Source organism: Streptomyces sp. NPDC020379, assembly GCF_044387105.1.
Classification (GTDB): domain Bacteria; phylum Actinomycetota; class Actinomycetes; order Streptomycetales; family Streptomycetaceae; genus Streptomyces.
Genome location: NZ_JBIRVR010000028.1, coordinates 23,048 through 43,584, shown reverse-complemented (window position 1 = coordinate 43,584; position 20,537 = coordinate 23,048). Strand labels below are relative to the sequence as shown.

Here is a 20,537-nt window from a genome sequence, read left to right as displayed (position 1 = left end):
GCCCGCGCCGTCGATGAACCGTCAGGCTCATGCCATCCGGCTCTTCTCCGTGTTCCTGCCGCAGAGTGGCACGGAGCGCGGTCGCACGACGATGGGCGGTTCGGCCCTGGTGCCTGGGACTTGCGGGCTCGGGGCGCCGGTTCCGGCAGCCGGCCGGATCCCGTCCGTCAGCGTCTGTACGCGAACCCAGAGGCGACCCGGTGATTCGTCGTGTGCGGAATCCGAGTTGTCACACCGTCACTTTCGCGTCGATCGTGGCCGCACGCAGCACAGGCACACCCCTGAAACCGGGCCCGCCCTCGCCGTGCGGGTGTGACCGGAAGCGGATGCTCCCCCTCGTCGGCGGTCGACGGCTCTGCGAAAGTCGGGGCGTCTCCCCGATTGCCGATCATGGAGGACTGTCTTGAGAGACGCCGTTCACACCCGTGCTCTCGCCCGGATACGCGGCCCGCTGGCCGTCGGCGCCTGTGGGGTCGTCGCCGCGGGGCTGCTCTACGGCGGCCAGGCGCAGGCCGTGCAGCCACCGCAGGCCGGGGCCGCGGCCAAGACGCAGGCCGGGCCCGAGGACGCACCGCTGATCGACTCCGGATCCGCCGCCGGACGGAAGTTCCGCGCGTCAGGCCGTCTCGTCGGGGGCGGCGGGACCACCTGCACGGCAACACTCGTCCACGCCCCGGGCAAGCCGGACCCCAAGGCCAAGGCGCTCATCCTGAGCAACGGCCACTGCGTCAGTGACACCATGGGGACCGACGAAGTCGTCGCGGACAAGCCCGCGGGGCCCGACTGGACCTTCACGCCCGCGTATTTCCACGACAACCCCACCGAACACAAGACGTTCCCCGTCGAGCGCGTCGCCTACGCGACGATGAAGGGCATCGACGTATCGGTGCTCCAACTGAACGCCACCTACGGGGAACTGGCCAAGGCGGACGTCACACCCCGGACGCTCGCCGCCGCGCGGCCCACCCCCGGCACGCCTCTCCAGGCCGCGCACGCCCCGACCGACGGCGTGGACCCCGGTCGGCAGTTCCTGCGCCTGTCGGCCTGCGCGGTGACGGGTTCCTCGGTCGCCCTGCACGAACACACCTGGCTGTGGCGGGACTTCACCCGCACCGACTGCCTCGGCATCAGCGGCGGCTCCTCGGGCGGGCCCGTCACCACCACGGACGGCGACCGGATCGTGGGCATGCTCAACACCGTGTCCACCCCCGGCTACCTCGGCTGCGGCCTGGGCCGCCCTTGCGAGGGCAGCGCGTCCGGACTGGTGATCCCCAAGGACAACACCGTCTACGCGACACCGGTCGACGCGGTCGCCTCGTGCCTGGACGCCACGGGCCTGCGACTCGACCGGAACGGCTGCCGGCTGGACCGGGGCGAGCAGGTGGAGGTCGCCTCGTCCGGACAGCAGACGCGGAGCGAGACCCCGAAGGGCCCCGCCCGCTGGGACGCCGAGATCACCCCGCGCCAGGGCGCGCACCACGCGTACGTGGCCTTCAAGACCGGCCCGTTCGGCGCCGTCGACTGCACCGACCCGCGCGGCTACACCCGGCCCCGGCCCCTGCCCGCCGCGGGGGTGGGGTACACCGGCCTGCTCCCCGAGCGGGACAACCTCTACGTGCTGTGCGCCGTGGGCGGCCCGGACGCCCGCATGGGCGGCGGCGCGTGGGCGAAGTCCCTCGCGCACCCGTCGTACGCCTACGCGCGCGTCGACAACACACCGCCGACAGTGGCTCCCCAGGCCGACATCCAGCACTTCGGTGAAGGGGCGGACGCCACGTACTGGGTGCGCCCGGTCTACCTGCCGTGGGAGATCACCTCGTACAAGGTGAAGTACGGGCCGAAGTCCGGCACCGACTGCTCCGCCCCGGAGGGCTACCGGCCCTACCTGGGCATACCCGCGAGCCTGAAGGGTTCCGGGGCGCCCTGGACGTACTGCGCCATCGGCTACGACAACGCGGACAACGCGACGGCGCCGGTGGCCTTCACGGTCGGCTAGGCGCTCAGCCTCCTTCCTTGACCGCCTTGTCGTACAGCGCCTTGATCGCGTCGTTGAAATACGGACTGTAGGAGGTGTCGTCGGTGTCGCCGCCGGCCTGATAGCCGCCGATGACGCCGATGACCTCTCCGGTGTGGGTGACGCGGTCGAAGTCGGTCAGCCAGGGGCTGCCGCTGGTGCCGCCGCTGTAGCCGGTGCAGTCCACCTTCATCTGGTCCGTCTGGAACTTCGTGGTTCTGTTGACACACGAGATGGGGCTGTCGCCGCTCGACGGATATCCGGTGATCTGCACGTGCTTGTCGAAGCCCGTGTTGTAGCCGAAGCGGTTCGCGCCCAGTATGTCGGCGATCCGCTTGCCGCCCACCTTGTCGAGGATGACGAAGCCCACGTCGTAGTCGGGGTCGGAGGACTGCGCCCAGTGGTCGTCCACCACCATCTTGCTGACCGGCCAGATGCCGTTGGGCGACTGGCCGTTGCGGTAGCCGGGCACGAAGGACAGGTCGGTCTTGTAGTCGCCGTCCTTCCCGGAGTGGATGCAGTGTGCCGCGGTGATGACGATGGACTTCCCCGGGCTGTCCACGACGCTTCCGGTGCAGAAGTGGTCGCCGGACCCGTCGTGGCTGAACACCGCGCCCACCCGGGCGTTCGTCTCGGTCGGCGGCGGGGTGTGGGAGACGCCCAGCTGGTGGCGGAACGGATGGGCGCTCTGCATCCGGCCGACCGTCCACTGGGGTGGCTGCGGTGCCGCCGAGAAAGGGGAAAACGAGGGTGAGGAGGAAGGGGAGGCCGGGCCGCCGGCCTCCGGTGCGGTGTCGCTGGAGCAGCCCGATACGGTGGCGAGCGCGGCCAGAACGGTGATCGCCACAAGGGGACGTCGACGCATGGCCGGATTATAGGACACCGCTTGGTGCGCGAACCCGGTTTGCCGGGCCGTGGAGCGGTGATGTTCACCGGCTCGTACGAGCAAGCCCGTACGAGCAAGGTCGCCCCGACCGGAGCCGCGTCCCCTGTCAGTAACCCGCCACCGCCGTGCCGTCGCCCTCCGCCGCGCCCGGCGCGGGCGCGGTCCGGAGGAACCGGGTGGACAGGGCGTGCGCCCCGGCCGCCAGCACGGCGACCGTCGCCCCGGCCGTGAGGAAGGAGCCGCGGGGGGACACCCGGATCACCAGGGGGAGCAGCATTATGCCCGCCATGCTGCCCAGGTGCGTCGCGGTGTGCTCGACGGCCATCAGCCGCACCCGCTCGGCGGGCGGGAACCGCCCCAGGCGCGCCCGCAGCGAGACCGCCGCCAGCGGTGCGACCAGCCCGGTCAGGGCGGACAGCAGCCCCAGCGTCGAGACCCGTCCCACCAGCCCCATGCACGCGGTCGCCACCCCGTCCACCGCCCACGCGCCGCAGCAGACGGCGAACCAGCCCGTCGGCCGCCAGTGGCCGGCCAGCGGATTGCCGATCAGCGCGCCGACGCCGACGGCGGCCGTGAGCAGGCCGTAGACACCCGCCCCGGCGCCGTACCGGGTGGCGAGGAGCACGGGCATCCCCACGGTCGTCGCGGCCGAGCACAGCGGCAGCAGGCCGTACACCCCGATCGCCAGCCCGACACGGGGGTGGGAGCGGAGCAGCGGCCGGGCCCGCGGCGACGGGCGCGCCGCCGTGGGCCGGGCGGCCGGCGCGCCGCCGTTCCGGGCCAGCAGGCCGAGCGCCACCGCGGACACGGCGAACGCCGCTCCGTCGCACACGAAGAGCTCGATCCTGGAGACGACCAGGAGCAGCAGCCCGGCGCTTGCCCGGCCGGTGATGAGGGCGATGCGCGCGGTCAGGTCGAACAGTCCGGTCACCTGGTGGACGCGTCCCTCCTCGGCCAGCCCCGGCACCAGGGCTTCCAGGTTCGGGGCGAAGAGGGCGCCGAGGATGCCGAGCAGGAGCACGACGGCGAACAGCACGCACGTCCCGCGGGTGTCGGGCGACCAGAGGAACGGCAGCGCGGCCGTCACGGCCGCCCGCGCGGCGTCCAGCCACGCCAGCGCGCGGCACGAGGAGAAGCGGGCGACGAGGCGCCGCCCCAGTGTGCCGAGCACGACGTAGGGGGCTGATTCGAGGACCGCGACCAGGCCCATGAGCGAGGCCGAGCCCGTGCTCGCGTAGACGCTCCACATCACCGCGACCCCGTACAGCCGCTCACCGATGACGGAAAGGCCCCTGGCCAGCCACAGCCCGAGCACGGTGGGCTTCCGCAACAGGCGCAGATACTCCATCAGCCCTCCTGACCGCACGGCGGCAGGCCGGAAGCGGCGGCCCCGGCCGTACCGGTGGCCACCCTAGGAGGCAGAAGCCATCAAGGCGCCTTTTTCCTCGGTTCAATCACCAATGGGGTGATTCGGGCGCGGTGTGAGGATTCCGGCGAGGACGTCGCAGGGCCTGGTCAATCGCCGTCCGCTTCCGCCCCTCCGCCGATGGCCAGGCCGGCCGCGGTGACGGTGTCGCTGGTGACCAGGGCCTGGTCGGCGGAGACATGGGTCATGAAGACGAACGGGGGCGCCACGGGCGGCACGGGCAGGGTGTCGGGTGTGAAGGTCGTGCACAGGATTCCCTCGACGCAGCCGCTGAGGCGGGTGAGGTAGAGCGTCACGTCGCCGCTGATGCTCAGCCGTCCGGCGTCCAGGGTCAGGGCCCGGGAGCCGTCGTGGGTGCGCAGCCGGTAGTCGGTCAGCGTCGCGGCCCGCATCCTGAGCACCATGGCCCTGCGCGGGCCCGCGGCGGTGGGGACGTCGGTGACGGAGGCGAGGGTGAAGCCGTCGGGGGCGAAGCGGGTGGTGGTGACCGTCGGGGGGGTGCGGGCGGCCGTGAGATGGGTGGGGGCGAGCGGGCGGAGAGCCGGTGTGCCCAGGGTCGCCAGGAGGACGAGGGGCAGGGCCAGGGCCAGCGTCGGCGGGTGTTCCGGACCGGCCGTCAGCGCCGTCTCCGGCCGCGCCGGTTCCGGTTCCGGTGCAGGCGCCGGTGTCCACGCGAAGCCCATGGCGCCCCCGGCGATCCCCAGCAGCATGCCGACGAGGAAACCGCCGAGGTTGGTCGCGGCGAACGAGAACACCGCGAGGATGACGGCGTGCACGCCGACGTAGTGGTGGGTGTGCGGGAGGAACCACAGGAACAGCCCGGCCGCGACGAGCGCCGTCCCGATCCCGACGGCGGCGATCCCGGCGGGCCCCAGGCCGAACAGGACGGTCAGCGGCACCATCGGCATGACGACGAGTTCGGCGCCGGCGAGGACGAGGAGCAGCCCGGCCCAGAAGGGTCGGGTCCGCCGCCAGTGGCGCGCGGCGCGGGCGCGCGGGGAGGTCAGAAGCACGCCTTGCCGTCCAGGCTGACGTCCAGCTTCAGGCCCTTGAGGCGGAAGTTCCCGCCGGTGGCGGAGCGGGCGTGCGACTTCACCCCGGATACGGTGACCTGCGACGCCTGGAGGCCGAACTGCCCCGGCGCGCCCCGCAAACCGGGCACCCGGTCGAGCGTGGAGGCGTCGCGGCCGAGCTCGACGGTGCCGAGGTGCGCGTCCCCGACGAGGTCTTCCCCGTCGAGCACCAGATCACTCGCGGTGATCTTCCCCGCGTCGCCGCCCGCGGTCAGCTTGAACACCACGGTGCCCACGGGCGTGGTGAACCGGGACGACTGGCAGAAGTCCGACAGCGTGGCGTCGCCGATGCCGAGCAGTGCCGCCGGATGCTGTGTGCCGTCGGCGGACCGGTCGAGCTGGGCGAACGACGCCAGGCCGTCGCTGGTCAGTTCGCCCGCCGACACCTGGAAGGCCGAGCCGGACACCGCGAACGACGAGGCGAGCACCCCGTCGGCCATCGCCACGCCCATGGCCGCCACGGCCACCAGCGCCGGCAGGGCGATGACGGCGGCCTTCCGCCAGGATGTTCCGCCTCCGGGAGGCCCGGGGCTGTCCTTGGTCACTGTGGTGTCCTCCAGAGGTGGCGCGAGCGGGCGCCCGGCTCAACGGGGCGCGGGCAGACGGACGTTCATGGCGGCGCGGATATAGGCGCTGTCGACGGCGGCGGGGGCGGGCAGGTCCGGCAGTGTGTCGCGCAGGGGGGCGCCGGCGTCGGCCCGGCTGTGCCAGTCGCGCTGGAGGAAATTCGCCAGCACCGGGTTGATCCGCGACTCGATGAGGTTGGGGCGCTCGACCGCGGGGCGCAGGGCGAGTTCGACGCCGGGCAGGATCTCGCCGACGGCGGTGATCAGGACCCGCGCGGAGGTCTCCTCGGGATGGACCACGTGGTACGCCGTGCTGCCGGGCGGGTGCGGCAGACGCGCGAGGCGCAGCATGGCGTCGACGGCGTAGTCGACCGGCACGATGTTGAGGTGGGAAGCCGGGTCGCCCTGGAGCCGCAGGCGCACTCGTGGCACCCCGGCGCGCTTGCGGAGCAGGGCGCGGCGCAGCAGCGGCGGCGCCTGCTCCACGAGCGTGCGAAGTCCCGCGCCGAGCATGGACAAGGGCTGCTGGGCGGCGGTCTCGGGCACCGGGTGCTCGGTGGCCAGCAGGCTCGGGCGCAGGACGAGCGCGGGGCGCCGGTGCCGGTCGGCCCAGTCCCGCACGATCTCTTCGGCCTGCTGTTTGGTCTGCTCGTAGCCGGTGATGGCGTCGCCGAAGGACAAGCCGGTGCCGACGGGCGCGCCGCCCGCGACATAGGCGGTGCTGGTGTGGACGAACGGGGCGTGAGCGGGCGTGTGCTCGGCGAGTTCGGTGAGGTGGCGGGTGCCGGTCACATTGACCGGGGCGAGCGTGTCGGCGGTGCCGACCAGGGAGATGGCCGCGGCGCAGTGCCAGACCGCGTCGGCGCCTTCGGCGAGCCGCCGGTGCGCGGCCTCCTCCAGGCCCAGCCGGGGCAGGGTCAGGTCCACGGGGACCGCGGTCAGCCGGTCGCGGGCCCGCAGGAGTTCGCTCGCGGTCGCGCCGCAGGCGCGCAGCGCGCTCTCCAGGCGGGCGGCGAGCGGCTGACCGGCGCCGTCCCGGCCGAGCACGGTGACCGGGGCGGTCCCGGTGGCGAGCATGGCGCGCAGCAGTCTGGAGCCGAGGAATCCGGTGGCGCCTGTCATCACGATGGTCACCCTGCACCTGCTCTCATCGGGGTGTCGGCCGGGACGGGAGGGCCGCGGACAGTCTGGCCCTGAGCTCCGCGGGCAGCGTGCCGGGCAGCTCCGCGGGCAGCGTGGAGGGCAGGTCGGCCGGCTCGCCGGAACGGGCCTGCTTCAGCAGGTGGGGCAGGACCGTCTCGGTGATGCCGTGGATGGAGCCGTCGGAGTGCAGGAGTTCCATGACCGGCACCTCCTGATTGAGGTGCGTGCGGAACTTGGTGAGCATCTCCATGCCCATGAGCGAGTCCATCCCGTACTGCTGGAGCGGACGGTGCCGGTCGACCTCCTCCTGCGGCATGTGCAGGGTCTCGGCGACCATCTGGGTGATCATGTCCTCGACCGCGGTCGCGGCCTCGGCCGGGGGCATGCCGGCGAGCTTGCCGAGCAGGTCCTCCCACCGCAGGCCCGTGCCCTCCGCCTCGGTCGACACGAGCGATACGAACCGCGGGCGGTTGACCACGCTGTGGGCGAGCACCGAGAGGCGGCCCCAGTCGCAGCGGCCGAACACCACCTGTTCCCTTCCCTCGCCGGTGAACCGCCCGAGAGCCGTGAGCGCGTCCCGGGGTTCGACGGGCAGGAGGCCGGCGGCGCTCAGCGTCGAGGTCAGGTCGTTGCGGGCGACGTAGCCGACGCGCCCGATGGCACCCCAGGCCACGGCCAGCCCGGGGCGGCCCGCGGCGCGCCGGGCCCGGACGAGCGCCTCCGAGGCGAGGTTCGCCGCCACGTAGGCGGCCTGGTTGAACGTGCCGCCCAGCGCGCTGGCGGAGGAGTAGAGGACGAGGTCCGCCCGCGGGCACAAGGAGTCCAGCAGGGCGGCACCGCCCCACTTCGGGGCGAGGACGGCACGGAGGCGTTCGTCGGTCAGCTCGGTGAGCGCGTCGTCGTCCAGGTGCATGGCGGAGTGCACGATGCCGCGCACGGGGCGGCCGCTCTCCGCGAGGGCCTCGATCAGCGGGCGTACGGCCCCCGGGTCGGCGATGTCGAGGGCGTGCGCCTGGACGTCGACGCCTCCCGCACGCAGTTCCGCCAGCAACTCCGCTGCCTCGGGCGCCTGTTCTCCCCGGCGGCTCACCAGGGTGAGGTGCCGGGCGCCCTGTTCGGCCAGCCAGCGTGCGGTCTCGGCGCCGAAACCGCCGAGGCCGCCGGTGACCAGATAGGTGCCGTCCGCGTGGATCCGGAGGGGAGGGGGAGTGCGGCGGACGGGCACGGGGTCGTCGAAGGTGACGACGAGTTTGCCGATGTGCTTGGAGTGCTGCATCAGCCGGAACGCCTCTTCGATCCGGTGGGCGGGATAGGCCGTGTACGCCAATGGCGCGTAGTCCCCGGCGCGCACATGGGCGATCACCTCGTCGAACACGGCCTCGGCGTGCTCGGGTGCCTGGAACACCAGCCGGGCGGCGTCCACGACACAGTGGGTGGCGTTCTCGGACAGGGGTTTCTGGAGCATGCGCTGATTGCCGTAGATGTCGCGCTTGCCGAGCTCGATGAACCGCCCGCCAGGGGCGAGCAGTTCACGGGAGCGGGCCGCCGCTTCCCCGCTGAGGGAGTTGAGGACGACGTCGACGCCGCGTCCGCCCGTGTGCAGCCGGACCTGATCGGCGAAGTCGTGACTGCGCGAGTCGAGCACGAGCTCGACCCCGGCCTGGGTCACGAGGTCCCGCTTGGCGGGGCTGCCGGCCGTCGCGAAGAACCGGGCCCCGACGTGCCGGGCGTACTGGAGGGCGGCCAGGCCGACTCCGCCGACCGCTCCGTGCACGAGTACGGTCTCGCCCGGCCGGAGGCGGGCCAGGTGTTCCAGACTGTGCTGGACGGTGAAGAAGGCGACGGGCAGGGTCGCGGCCTCGCCGAAGGTCATGCCCTCGGGGATCGGCCGTACCGCCAGGGCGGGCAGCCGCGCGTGGGAGGCGAAGGCGCCGGGGATCAGGCCGAACACCCGGTCCCCGACGGCGAGATGCTCGACCCCCTCGCCCACGGCACACACTGTCCCCGCGCCCTCCAGCCCCAGGAAGTCCTCCGAGGGGAGACCGTCCTCGGCCATCGGGGGAAGCAGGCCGGTGGCGACCATCACGTCGCGGTAGTTGAGCGCCGCCGCGCGCACGGTGATCACCACTTCCCCGGGGCCCGGGGGCAGCGTCGCCGCCTCGGCCCATTCGAGACCGAAGCCCAGGCCCTGGTTCGCGACGCGAAGCTGATAATGGACGGGGCCGCCGGGCTCCACGGTCTCCGTGGCCGGGCAGGGGCGTTCGACGCGGGGCACGAAGCGGCCCCCGCGGGTCAGGACGACCTCGTCCTCCTCCAGCGGGTCGCCGGGCGGGACGGCGAGGAATTCATGGGCCAGGCGCGCAGCGTCCCCGGCGAGGTCGGGGCCGCGGTCGAGGGAGACGCGCCGTACGTTCATCGACGACTCGTTGGCCAGAGTCCGCGCCACGCCCCAGGCGGCCGCCTGCCCGGGGAAGGCCGGGCGCTCCGGGGCGGGCAGGGCCCCGGTGGGGTGGGTGACGAGCACGAAGTGGCGGGACTCGTCCGAGCGTGCCCGATGCGCCCGGGCGAGAGCCCGCAGCGTGGCCGCCCGGCGTACGGCGGCCTCGGTGCGGGCGGTGGAGTCGCGGTCGGCGGCGCGGTCGAGGGAGTCGCCCAGCAGCAGGACGACCGCGGCCTCCGGCCGCTGACCGAGCAGTTCCCGCCACGCGTCGTCACCGTCCGGCACGGACACGACGTCCGTGGTCTTGCCGGACGCGGCCAACCGCTCGGCGAGCGCGGTGGCCAGCGCGCTTTCCTCTTCGTCCTCGACGACGATCGTCCAGGAAGCCGGAACGGGGCGCTCGGGCCCCCGTCCGGACACCGGGCCGTCCTCCTCAGCCGGCGTGGACTCCTGCTCGGCCGCCCCGGGCTCCGGAACCGTCCGGGCTTCTTCCGCCGCGGCCACGGACTCCGGCACCCGCTCCCGCGCCCCGCCCGCCACCGGAGTCCGGGCGGCGAGGACCGAGAACTGCTCCTCCAGGACCTCCACACCGCACCCCAGCCGCACCGTCTCCTCGAAGCCGCTCTCCGCCAGCACCGCGGGCCACTGCGCGCGGGGCAGCACCACGCTTTCCGGGCGGAGGAGAGGGTCGCGGTCGCTCCAGAAGTTCTCCAGCGTGCCGAACATCAGCGCCAGGACCTGCGGGTCGTGGAACTCCACGGCCAGCAGGTGCCCTCCCGGGGCGAGCAGTGGGGCCAGCCGCCGCAGACCGGCCTTGAGGTCCGCGGCCGTGTGCAGGGCGAGCCCGGCCACGACGACGTCGAACGACCCCTCGGTGAGGCCCTGTCGTGCCGGTTCGGTGTCGAGGTCGAAGGTGCGGTAGGCGAGGCGGTGGTGGTACGCCTCGAACCGTGCCTGAGCAGGCGGGAAGAACGCCGCCGAGACATCGGAGAACACGTACTGGACACGGTCGTCCAGCAGTGGCAGAAGGTGTGCGGCCAGCCCGCCCGTGCCGGCGCCGACCTCCAGCACGCGCAGTGGCCGGTCGGCGGGCCAGGCGTCCAGCAGCGCGCGCAACAGCTCACCGAGCATGCGATTGTGGAACGAGGTCAGCGGGCTGAGGTCGTAGAACTGCTGGATCAGCTCCGGCCCGCTGTCCTGGAACAGCAGTTCCAGGGGGTCCCGCCGACCGGTCAGCAGAGCGGGCAGATGGAGGGCGAACCGCAGGTTGAGCGCGGCCGGGGCCAGATACCCGGCGAGACCGGACGCCTGGCTCAGGGCGAGGGACGGCCGCCCCTCGGCGAGCCGCCGCCAGCCCTCGCCGTCGGAGGCCAGCAGACCGTGTTCCTCCGCCATGCGTGCCAGCAGCCGCACGAGCTTCTCGTGGCGTGGCAGCATGCCCGCCGCGAGAAGGTCGTCGAGGGTGAAGGCGTCCCGTCCGGGCAGCAGTTCCTCGAACGCCGCGGCCGCCGTGTGGGCCGTGAAGCGCTTGAGGACCGTGGTCACGGGAACAGCGAGGAACTCGGCGGCCGGCCCCTCCCGCAGCCGTGTCAGTGCTTCCTCCGCGGCCGCCACGATCTCCCCCGGCGACGGCGGCACCCACGCGGGCACCGGCTGCCCGGGCAGCGGCGCGGCGCGCAGCGCGGTGACGAACTCCTCGCCGCGGTCCGCGACGGGCAGGCTCAGCCGTTGCAGGCGGCAGCCGGTCAGCTCCAGCGTCACCGTGCCGTCCTCGTCGGTGACGGTGATGTCCCACACGACCGAGCGCGGCGTCCTGGAGCGCTGCCGCACATGGACCAGGCCGTCCTCCGCGGGAGTGCCCCACTGACGCAACCGGTCGATGCCGGAGGGCAGATAGCCGCTCTCCGCGTCCGCGATGAGCGGCGCACCCGCTTGCAACGCCCCGTCCAGGAGCGCCGGGTGGACCACGTAGCCGCCGTACCCGTCGTCCGCGGGGGCGCAGTGGTAGGAGGCGAGGACCTCCGCGTCACCCACGCGCAGCTCGCGCAGCACCCGGAACGCGGGCCCGTACGCCAGACCCGCCTCGGCAAGCGAGGTGTAGTGGTCCTCTCCGGCCACGTCCCAGAACGTCCGCTCCCGCACCCCGGGCAGATCCACCGGCTCCGGCTGTCCGGTGGCCTGACGCCGCACGCGCCCGCGCGCGTGCAGCCGCCACCCGCCCGAGTCGCCCGTGCGGCTGGCCACGCGCACGATGCCGTCCTCGTCGCACAGCGACGTCTGCAGGCGTACGTCCATGGCCGTGTCCCAGGACAGCGGCAGGGCCCGGGTGATCTCCAGGTCGTCGAGCTCCACCGGGCCGCCGAAGACCTGCTGCCCGGCGGCCAGGGCCAGTTCGACGTACGCGGTGGCCGGCATCACCACGGAACCGGCGACCCGGTGGTCGGCCAGCCACGGCGTGCGGGTGCGCTCGACCGGCGTGTGCCAGGTGGGCTCCAGCACGGGGGCGCGCTCGCCCAGCAGCGAGTGCACCAGCACGCCGTCGCCGCTGGTGCGCACCCAGTGCTCCGGCGTGCCCTGCCAGTGGCGTTCGCGCTGCCACGGGTAGGCGGGCAGGTCGGCCACGGAGCCGGCCCGGGGGAACCACCGCTCCCAGTCGCTGCCGGAGTCGACGGCCAGCAGCCGCAGGGCCGCTTCCCGCACCGCCTGGCCGGTGCACTTCTCCCGGCCGACGGGGGAGAACACCGGGAAGGCGCCGCCCCGGGCGTCGGCGGCGATACGGTTCAGCGGCCCCGCCACACTCGGCTGCGGCGCGATCTCGACCGCCGCCGCGAGCCCCGCCTCGGCCGCGGCGCCCACGGCGTCCGCGAACCGCACCGGCCTGCGGGCGCTGCGCCACCAGTAATCGGCGTCCAACTGCCCGGCCTCGACCGGGCCGCCCGTCACCGTGGAGTACATCGGCAGCCGTGGCGCGCGGGAGACGAGCCCGGACAGCGCCGCGCGCAGCGGCTCCTCGATGACATCCATCACCGCGCTGTGGAAGCCGTGATCCACATCGAGCTCACGGAACGGGACCTCGCGGGCCGCGAGCTCGCGGCCCAGCTCCCGCAGCGCCTCGGTCCGCCCGGAAACGGTCACATCCCGCGGGCTGTTGACCGCCGCGATCTCCAGCCGCCCGTCGTAGGCGGCGATCGCCTCCACCGCCTCCTGCTCGGCCAGCCCCACCGCGGCCATCCGCCCCGCTCCGGCGGTCGGCTCCTGGGCCCGGCTGCGCCCGGCGACCACGCGCGCCGCGTCCGGCAGTTCCAGTGCCCCGCTGACGTACGCCGCGGCGACCTCGCCCACGCTGTGCCCCAGCACGGCGGCGGGCCGCACGCCGTACTCCGCCAGCAGGGCCACGAGGCCGAGCTGGAAGGCGAACAGCGCCGGCTGGGCACAGCCGGTCCCCGCCATGCGGTCCGCCGTCTCCTCGGGCCCCGCGGCGAGCAACTCGGCCACCGACCAGCCCAGCAGCGGCCGCAGGTGCGCGTCGGCCTCCTCCACCGCGCCACGGAAGACCGGCTCCTGGGCCATCAGCGCCGCGCCCATGCCGGCCCACTGGGAGCCGTTGCCGCAGAAGACGAACAGCAGGCCCCCGTCCGGGACCCGGTCCACCTGGGCGGCCGCGGCGGCAAGCTCCTTGTCGTCCCCCGCCAGGGCGGCCAGCCGCGCGGCGGCGTCCCGCGGGCCGTGCGCGAGGACGGTCGCGCGGTGCGGGTGCCGGGCCCGCCGCCGGGACGCGGTCCAGCACAGGTCGTAGAACTCCTGGTCGTCCTCCACCTCGTGCAGCCGCCCCGCGACCGACCGGGCCGTGGCGGCCAGCGCCTGACGGGTGCGCGCGGACACCACCAGCGGCAGAGGGCCCGGCGGCCGTCCGTTCCCGGCGGCGGGGGCCGGCCGCGGCGCGGGGCCGAGGACGACATGGGCGTTGGCGCCGCCGAACCCGAAGCTGTTCACCCCCACCACGCCGCCCTCGACCGCCCCGAGCGGGCGCATCCCGTCCACGAGCGACAGGTTGAGCCCCTCGAAGTCGATCTGCGGGTTGGGCGGATCCCCGTGCAGCGAGGCCGGGACGCGGCCGTGGCGCAGCACGAGCATCCCCTTGAACAGCCCCGCCATGCCCGAAGCCGGTTCCGTGTGGCCGAGGTTGGTCTTCACCGACCCGATCGGCAGCGGGCCGTTGGTCCGCCGTGTCCCCAGCGCGTTGCCGACGGCCTGGCACTCCAGCGGGTCACCGATCGGCGTGCCCGTCCCGTGTGCCTCGAAGTAGAGCACCTGGTCGGCGGAGGCCCCGGCCTCCGCGTAGACGTCGCGCAGCAGGCGCTGCTGCATCTCCGTGCTCGGCACGGTCATCCCCGACGTGCTGCCGTCGCAGTTGGCCCCGCTCGCCGTGATGACCGCGTGGACCCTGTCCCCGTCGGCGAGGGCGTCGGCCAGCCGCTTGAGCACCACCAGGCCGCCGCCCTCGGCGCGGGCGTAACCGTCGGCCTCGGCGGAGAACGTGGCGCAGCGCCCGCGCGGCGAGAGCATCATGGCCCGGGAGAACCCGATGTAGTGATGCGGGCCCAGCAGCAGGTGCATGCCACCCGCGACGGCCACCCGGCTGCGCCCCGAGCGCAGCGTCTCGCACGCCTGGTGCAGCGCCACCAGCGAGGAGGAACAGGCGGTGTCCACGGCCATGCTGGGGCCGCGGAGGTCGTAGACGTACGAGAGACGGTTGGCCGCGACCGACAGCGTCGACCCGCTCATGGAATACGCGCTGATCTCCTCCAGCCGGGCCATCTGGAGGAGGCCGTACGACATGTCGCTGATGCCGACGAACACGGCCGTGTCGGAACCGGCCAGGCGGGCGGGGTCGACGGCCGCGTCGTCGAACGCCTCGGCCGCCATCTCCAGCAGCAGCCGCTGCTGGGGGTCCATGTGCTTCGCCTCGCGGGGTGAGATCCCGAAGTATTCGGGATCGAAGCCGGAGATGTCCCCGAGATAGCCGCCCGCCATGGTGTATGCCTTGCCCGGCCGTTCGAGGTCGGGGTCGAGGAACCGGGCCGCGTCGACCCGGTCCGCCGGCGGTGCGGGGCTGATCAGGTCCCGCTCCTCGGCGAGGGCGGTCCACAGCCCACCGAGGTCGGTGATGCCGCCCGGAAGCCGGCAGGCCGTGCCGATGATCGCGATGGGTTCGTGCCGGGGGGCGGTAGAGCGGGCGCGGTGCTCCATGGATCGCTCCTGCACGGGTGGGGGCCGTCACGCCCTGGTCCGATGCCGTACCCGACCGCTGCCGGGACATCAGAGGCATGCCCGGCGCCTGCAAATGTCAGTGAACTCCCGCTGTTTTTCACTGATTTGACGGAATGAGAGGTCTTCAGTTCGTACGGCGTGGCCGGTGATGGGGTGTCACCTGAGCCGAGGCGCGGTGGTGGATGTTCCGGTTCCGTGCGGTTGAGCGCACGGCGTGCGGGGCTTGCGAACACTGTACGGAGTTGCGTACGGTGTTCCCATCGGTTCGCAGCGGGGGGCTCGCTCGGCAGCCGCGCGGAACTTCCGCGCACCCTCGCCTTTTAGAAGGAAGATGACATGAACCTGCCACTTCGCGTTGCCCTCGCCACCGCCGTGGTCGGTGCTGTGACACTCACGGACGCCGGCGTCACGTTCGCGGCGACGCAAGCCAAGGCCCCCTCTGTCACGCAGGACGTGAAGAAGGGCGCGGATCGCGGCACCTTGAACTCGTTCACCCCGACCGTGCCGAACCCCACCACCGCGACGCGCGCCCAGCTGGACGCCGCGGCCCCCAAGGGTAAAAGACACTCGCTGACCGGCGATTCCAACGTCGGCGGGACGATAAGCCGCGACGAGGTCATACAGAGAGCCAAGACCTGGACGGACATCGCGGTCCCCTACAGCATGACGAAGTACCGCTCCGACGCCAACGGCAGATACCGCACCGACTGTTCGGGCTTCGTCTCCATGGCCTGGCACCTCAGCTCCTCCTCCGCGAACAACTACGGGGAGACGACCGGCACGCTGCTGGACTTCACCTCCTCGATCAGCAAGGAGTCCCTCAAGCCCGGTGACATCCTGCTCAACCCCTCCGCCGGCGCCAGCGGCCACGTGGCCATCTTCGGCGGCTGGGCCGACGCCGAGCACACGAAGTACGAGGCGTACGAGGAGTCGGGCGGCGAACCCAACGGCTACGCCAAGCACAGCACCGTCCCCTACCCGTACTGGCCCGGCCACGGCACCTTCAGCCCCCGTCGCTACGACAAGATCGTCGACAATGCGGCCTCCACCACGTCGCCGCTGGTCAACGTGGGTGACATCAACGGCAATGGCGTCTCGGACCTGTTGGCGCGCCGGAAGTCCGACGGTCACGCGCTGGTGTATTGGGGCAAGGGCGACGGCACGTACACCGACCCGACGGATCTGGGCGGTGGCTGGGATGCCTATGACGCGATCACGGGGGTGGGTGACCTCAACGGCAACAAGGTCTCCGACCTGTTGGTGCGTCGTAAGTCCGATGGTCATGCGCTGGTGTACTGGGGCAAGGGTGACGGTGGTTACACGGATCCGACCGACCTCGGTGGTGGCTGGGACGCCTATGACGTGATCACGAATGCGGGTGACCTCAACGGCAATGGAGTGTCGGATCTGTTGGTGCGTCGTAAGTCGGACGGCCATGCGCTGGTGTATTGGGGCAAGGGCGATGGCACGTATACGGACCCCACGGATCTGGGTGGTGGCTGGGACGGGTACGACGTGATCACGGGGGTGGGTGACATCAACGGCAACAAGGTCTCGGACCTGTTGGTGCGTCGTAAGTCGGACGGTCACGCGCTCGTGTACTGGGGCAAGGGTGACGGTGGTTATACCGACCCGACCGACCTCGGTGCCGGCTGGGGCATTTACTCCTGATCCGCTCGCCGTCAGGGGGCCGGGCTCCGACCGCACAGCCCGGCCCCCTGGCATCGGCGACACCCCACCCCTACACACGGCAAGGAACCCCATGCCCGAGAAGACCCGTATGCCCTCCACCGCCCGCCTCCGCGCCGCCACCGTGCTCTCCGTCAGCGCGGCCCTCGCCGCCGGTGCCCTCGGCGCCACCCCCGCGAGCGCCGCGTCGGTCGCCACCTGGGACAAGGTCGCCCAGTGCGAGAGCGGCGGCGACTGGAGCATCATCAACTCCACCCACACGTCCTACGGCGGCCTCCAGATCAACATGGACAACTGGCGGCACTACGGCGGCACCGCGTACGCCGCCCGCCCCGACCTGGCCACGAAGAAGCAGCAGATACTCATCGCCGAGCTGATCCTCAAGGAGCAGGGAGCACGCGCGTGGACGTGTGCCCCGGGAACCGGCCTCAGCACGGACAAGGCCGTCCCCTATCCCGACGAGGGCGCGGCCTCCACCACGTCGCCGCTGGTCAACGTGGGTGACATCAACGGCAATGGCGTCTCGGACCTGTTGGCGCGCCGGAAGTCCGACGGCCACGCGCTCGTGTATTGGGGCAAGGGCGATGGCACGTACACCGCGCCCACCGACCTGGGCGGTGGCTGGGGTGCCTACGACGTGATCACGGGTGTGGGTGACATCAACGGCAACAAGGTCTCGGACCTGTTGGTGCGTCGTAAGTCGGACGGTCATGCGCTGGTGTACTGGGGCAAGGGCGATGGCGGCTATACGGATCCGACCGACCTTGGTGCCGGCTGGGATGCCTATGACTCGATCACGGGTGTGGGTGACATCAACGGCAACGGTGTGCCGGACCTGTTGGTGCGTCGTAAGTCCGATGGTCATGCGCTGGTGTACTGGGGCAAGGGCGACGGTGGTTTTACCGACCCGACGGATCTCGGCGCTGGTTGGGATGCCTATGACGTGATCACGAACGCGGGTGACCTCAACGGCAATGGTGTGTCGGATCTGTTGGTGCGTCGTAAGTCGGACGGCCATGCGCTGGTGTATTGGGGCAAGGGCGATGGCACGTACACCGATCCGACGGATCTGGGTGGTGGCTGGGACGGCTACGACGTGATCACGGGTGTGGGTGACATCAACGGCAACAAGGTCTCGGACCTGTTGGTGCGTCGTAAGTCCGACGGTCACGCGCTGGTGTACTGGGGCAAGGGTGACGGTGGTTTTACCGACCCGACCGACCTCGGTGCCGGCTGGGACAGCTACTCCTGACAGGATCTTCATGGGCCGTCGTCGCACCCACGGTCCGGCGGCGGTCTCCCCCCATCTCCCGGAAGGGCAAGCATCGCCATGACCAGACCGACCCGCGGCCCTCGCGCGGTCTTCGCGGCCCTGGGCGCGCTGGCGTCCCTGGCGGCGGGGCTCGCGGCCGGCGGCCCGGCCGTCGCCGCCCCCATCTCCCTACCCAACGGCGCGGTCGCCACCTACAACGCCGTCACCCGCATCAGCACCGACGGCCTGGGCTTCCAGTGGGACAACGGCCGGGACGCGGGGCGCGTCGCCACCTTCAAGTCCGCCCACTCCTCGCTGAGCCGTACCGGTATCAACGGCGTCCTGGCCGACACCGCGAACAACACCCCGGCCCGCCCCCTCTGCCACTCGGCCGGCATCGCCGGCGGCCAGGGCTTCTGCTGGTCGGCCGAGGACGACGGCACCAGCGCCTGGTTCCCGCAAGGGCTCGCCGGCTCCGGTGAGTCACCTCAGGCGCAGGCCCTGGTGAACGGCCGCAAGGTGCTCATCTCCAGCTGGCACGCGTCCGGTGACAAGGCGGAACGGATCACCTTCGCCGACGTCACCGACCCGGCCCACATCAGCTACCGGCACGCCCTCCTCGTCGGGCTGTCCGACGACAGCAAGAACTTCGCGGCCCTGGCGGGGCACGCCAACAACGTGGTGTGGGCGGGCAGCCGACTGTATGTCGCGGCCATCGGCAGCGGCTTCGACGTGTTCGACCTGAACGAGATCTGGAGAATGGACGACGCCACCTTCGGTAGCTCGGTCGGCGTCGACACGGCGGGCCGGACACACGGCGGCGGCTACGACTACGTCCTGCCGCGCACCGGCAGTTACGCGTACACCGGCGCGGGCTCGGGCTGCGGAACGTACGAGGGCGCCGACGTCCCGCAGCGCCCGTGCCTGACCGCGGCGACGCTCGACCTCAGTGGCACCGACCCCGCCCTGGTCACCGCGGAGGGTGACCCCTTCAGCGTGGAGAACAAGTTCGGCAGGGCCACCGCACCGATCGTGCGCTGGCCCATCGACCCGGCCACCGGCCGGCTGAAGGCCGATGCCTCGGGACATGTACAGGCGTCGGACGCCTTCGCCTCCCCGATGGGCGGCACACAGGGTGTCGCCATGAAGAACGGGCGGTTCGCCCTCGCGGCGGCCTGCCCGGAGTTCGTCGACGGCGGCGCCGACATCCCCAGCTGTCTGTACGAGGCCCGGCTCGACGAGCCGGTGCGCCTCGCCACGCGCACCGGCGTGAGCCTCCAGAACCTCTCCTACTGGCCGGGCAGCGACGAGCTGTGGATGGTCAACGAGGCCAGCGGGGAGCGCATGGTGGTGCGTATGCCCTGGCCGGACGCTCCCGCCCCGGCAGGCATGGCCCAGCTGACCGCCGCCGATCTCACCGGCGACGGCAAGGCCGACCTGGCCGGCGTCGAGACCGCCACCGGAAACCTGTGGCTCTACCCCGGCACCGGGCACGGCACCTTCGGCGACCGCGTCCGGATCGGCACCGGCTGGGGCGGTCTGGGCAAGCTCGCCGCGGGCGACTTCACCGGCGACGGCAAGGCCGACCTGCTCGCCGTCGACTCCGGCACCGGGAACCTCTACCTCTATCCGGGCACCGGTGCCGCCAGAGGCATGAGCACCCTGGGGGACCGCGTCCGGATCGGCACCGGCTGGAACACCATGCGCGAGCTGACCGCGATGGACGTCGACAAGGACGGCAAGCCCGACCTCATCGCTGTCGACAGGGACGGCACGCTGTGGGCCTATCCCGGCACCGGTGGCGGCACCCTGGGCGAGCGCGTCCGGATCGGCACCGGCTGGGACCCGATGACCGAGCTCACCAGCCCCGGCGACCTCAATGCCGATGGCATCGCCGACCTGGTGACGGTGGACCGGGACGGCACGCTGTGGGCCTACCCCGGCAGCGGCACGCTCGACGGCACGAACACCCTGGGCGGCCGCGTCCGGATCGGCACCGGCTGGGACACCATGCGACAGCTGACCGGCGCCGACTTCAACGGTGACGGCAAGGGCGACGTGGACGCCGTCGAGGCACCCGCCGGCTCCACCGGCGGTCTCTACTTCTACCCGGGCACCGGCGGCAACGCCTTGGGCGACCGCTCCCGGATCGGCACCGGCTGGTAGTCCGGCAAAGGATGACATGACTTCGCCCTGCCCTCCGGAGGGCAGGGCGAAGTGATACCGGCTAGGCCGTTTTCTTTCGGATCAGCGTGCTGACCAGAGGAAGATGCCTGCGAGGTGGAGTCCGGCGAAGTAGACGGTTGCGGTCGTCTCGTAGCGGGTGGCGATGCCGCGCCATTGCCTGAGGCGGTTGATGCAGCGTTCGACGGTGTTGCGTTGCTTGTAGGTCTCGCGGTCGAAGGCGGGTGGCCGGCCGCCGTGGCTGCCTCGCCGCTTGCGGTGTGCCTGCTGGTCGGCGGGGGTGGGGATCACGGCCTTGATCCCGCGGCGCCGCAGGTGTTCGCGGATAGCGCGGGATGAATACGCTTTGTCGGCCAGGACCGTCTTCACCTTGTCCTCTGACCTGCTGGGCACGTCGCTCGTGGCGGTGGGACCGGCAGGCTTCAGTACTGCTTGACGGGTGTGTGCCATGGGCCGAATGGGTCATTATTTTGGGGCCGTTTTCCAGGACTTTTCATCTGGACGCTTGCTCAAAAGTTGAACTAGTGTCAGTTCTGGCCTGCTGGGGTGATCACACCGCAGGCTTCGAAAGATCCGAGGGGAAGAAGGCTCAG

General features: G+C 72.0%; 10 protein-coding genes and 1 pseudogene. 4 read left to right on the top strand and 7 right to left on the bottom strand.

Annotation, left to right across the window (positions count from 1 at the left end):
• The first annotated feature begins 403 nt into the window (after positions 1-403).
• Complete coding sequence (locus ACH427_RS28335; protein ID WP_398873916.1) at positions 404-1,996, top strand: trypsin-like peptidase domain-containing protein; 1,593 nt, start codon at positions 404-406, stop codon at positions 1,994-1,996.
• Positions 1,997-2,000: 4 nt separating this feature from the next.
• Here the strand turns inward: ACH427_RS28335 and ACH427_RS28330 are convergent, their stop codons facing one another.
• The 6 genes from ACH427_RS28330 to ACH427_RS28305 form a co-directional block, all read right to left on the bottom strand.
• Positions 2,001-2,879: a trypsin-like serine peptidase gene (locus ACH427_RS28330; RefSeq protein WP_398873914.1), complete on the bottom strand. Its 879-nt coding sequence runs from the start codon at positions 2,877-2,879 to the stop codon at positions 2,001-2,003.
• Between the two features lie 127 nt (positions 2,880-3,006).
• The gene (locus tag ACH427_RS28325) at positions 3,007-4,248 is read right to left on the bottom strand and encodes an MFS transporter (RefSeq protein WP_398873912.1); all 1,242 of its coding nucleotides are present in this window, start codon (positions 4,246-4,248) and stop codon (positions 3,007-3,009) included.
• 167 nt (positions 4,249-4,415) lie between these two features.
• Positions 4,416-5,339 (bottom strand): DUF6114 domain-containing protein, encoded by a 924-nt coding sequence (locus ACH427_RS28320; protein WP_398873910.1) that lies wholly within the window; start codon positions 5,337-5,339, stop codon positions 4,416-4,418.
• Positions 5,330-5,944 (bottom strand): DUF6230 family protein, encoded by a 615-nt coding sequence (locus ACH427_RS28315; protein WP_398873909.1) that lies wholly within the window; start codon positions 5,942-5,944, stop codon positions 5,330-5,332. The genes ACH427_RS28320 and ACH427_RS28315 overlap by 10 nt, the downstream gene beginning before the upstream one ends.
• Before the next feature lie 39 nt (positions 5,945-5,983).
• Positions 5,984-7,099 carry an SDR family oxidoreductase gene (locus ACH427_RS28310; protein WP_398873907.1) on the bottom strand — a complete coding sequence of 372 codons (1,116 nt, stop codon included), beginning with the start codon at positions 7,097-7,099 and terminating at the stop codon, positions 5,984-5,986.
• 13 nt (positions 7,100-7,112) lie between these two features.
• The gene (locus ACH427_RS28305; RefSeq protein WP_398873905.1) at positions 7,113-14,798 is read right to left on the bottom strand and encodes an SDR family NAD(P)-dependent oxidoreductase; all 7,686 of its coding nucleotides are present in this window, start codon (positions 14,796-14,798) and stop codon (positions 7,113-7,115) included.
• A gap of 357 nt (positions 14,799-15,155) precedes the next feature.
• Between ACH427_RS28305 and ACH427_RS28300 the strand changes: the two genes are divergently transcribed.
• The 3 genes from ACH427_RS28300 to ACH427_RS28290 all read left to right on the top strand — a co-directional run bounded on the left by ACH427_RS28300 (position 15,156) and on the right by ACH427_RS28290 (position 19,926).
• Complete coding sequence (locus ACH427_RS28300; RefSeq protein WP_398873903.1) at positions 15,156-16,490, top strand: FG-GAP-like repeat-containing protein; 1,335 nt, start codon at positions 15,156-15,158, stop codon at positions 16,488-16,490.
• A 91-nt stretch (positions 16,491-16,581) separates the two neighbouring features.
• Positions 16,582-17,760, top strand: a complete 1,179-nt coding sequence (locus ACH427_RS28295; RefSeq protein ID WP_398873901.1) for an FG-GAP-like repeat-containing protein — start codon at positions 16,582-16,584, stop codon at positions 17,758-17,760.
• Between the two features lie 78 nt (positions 17,761-17,838).
• Positions 17,839-19,926 (top strand): FG-GAP repeat domain-containing protein, encoded by a 2,088-nt coding sequence (locus ACH427_RS28290; protein WP_398873899.1) that lies wholly within the window; start codon positions 17,839-17,841, stop codon positions 19,924-19,926.
• 81 nt (positions 19,927-20,007) lie between these two features.
• On the opposite strand, the pseudogene ACH427_RS28285 reads toward ACH427_RS28290, so the two are convergent.
• Positions 20,008-20,355, bottom strand: a pseudogene (locus ACH427_RS28285) (transposase); the annotation flags it as partial.
• Positions 20,356-20,537: the final 182 nt, after the last annotated feature.

Coding starts and splice junctions, on each gene's coding strand:
- ACH427_RS28325 (WP_398873912.1), bottom strand. CDS start 4,248: ATGGAGTATCTGCGCCTGTTGCGGAAGCCCACCGTGCTCGGGCTGTGG.
- ACH427_RS28290 (WP_398873899.1), top strand. CDS start 17,839: ATGACCAGACCGACCCGCGGCCCTCGCGCGGTCTTCGCGGCCCTGGGC.
- ACH427_RS28305 (WP_398873905.1), bottom strand. CDS start 14,798: ATGGAGCACCGCGCCCGCTCTACCGCCCCCCGGCACGAACCCATCGCG.
- ACH427_RS28300 (WP_398873903.1), top strand. CDS start 15,156: ATGAACCTGCCACTTCGCGTTGCCCTCGCCACCGCCGTGGTCGGTGCT.
- ACH427_RS28295 (WP_398873901.1), top strand. CDS start 16,582: ATGCCCGAGAAGACCCGTATGCCCTCCACCGCCCGCCTCCGCGCCGCC.
- ACH427_RS28330 (WP_398873914.1), bottom strand. CDS start 2,879: ATGCGTCGACGTCCCCTTGTGGCGATCACCGTTCTGGCCGCGCTCGCC.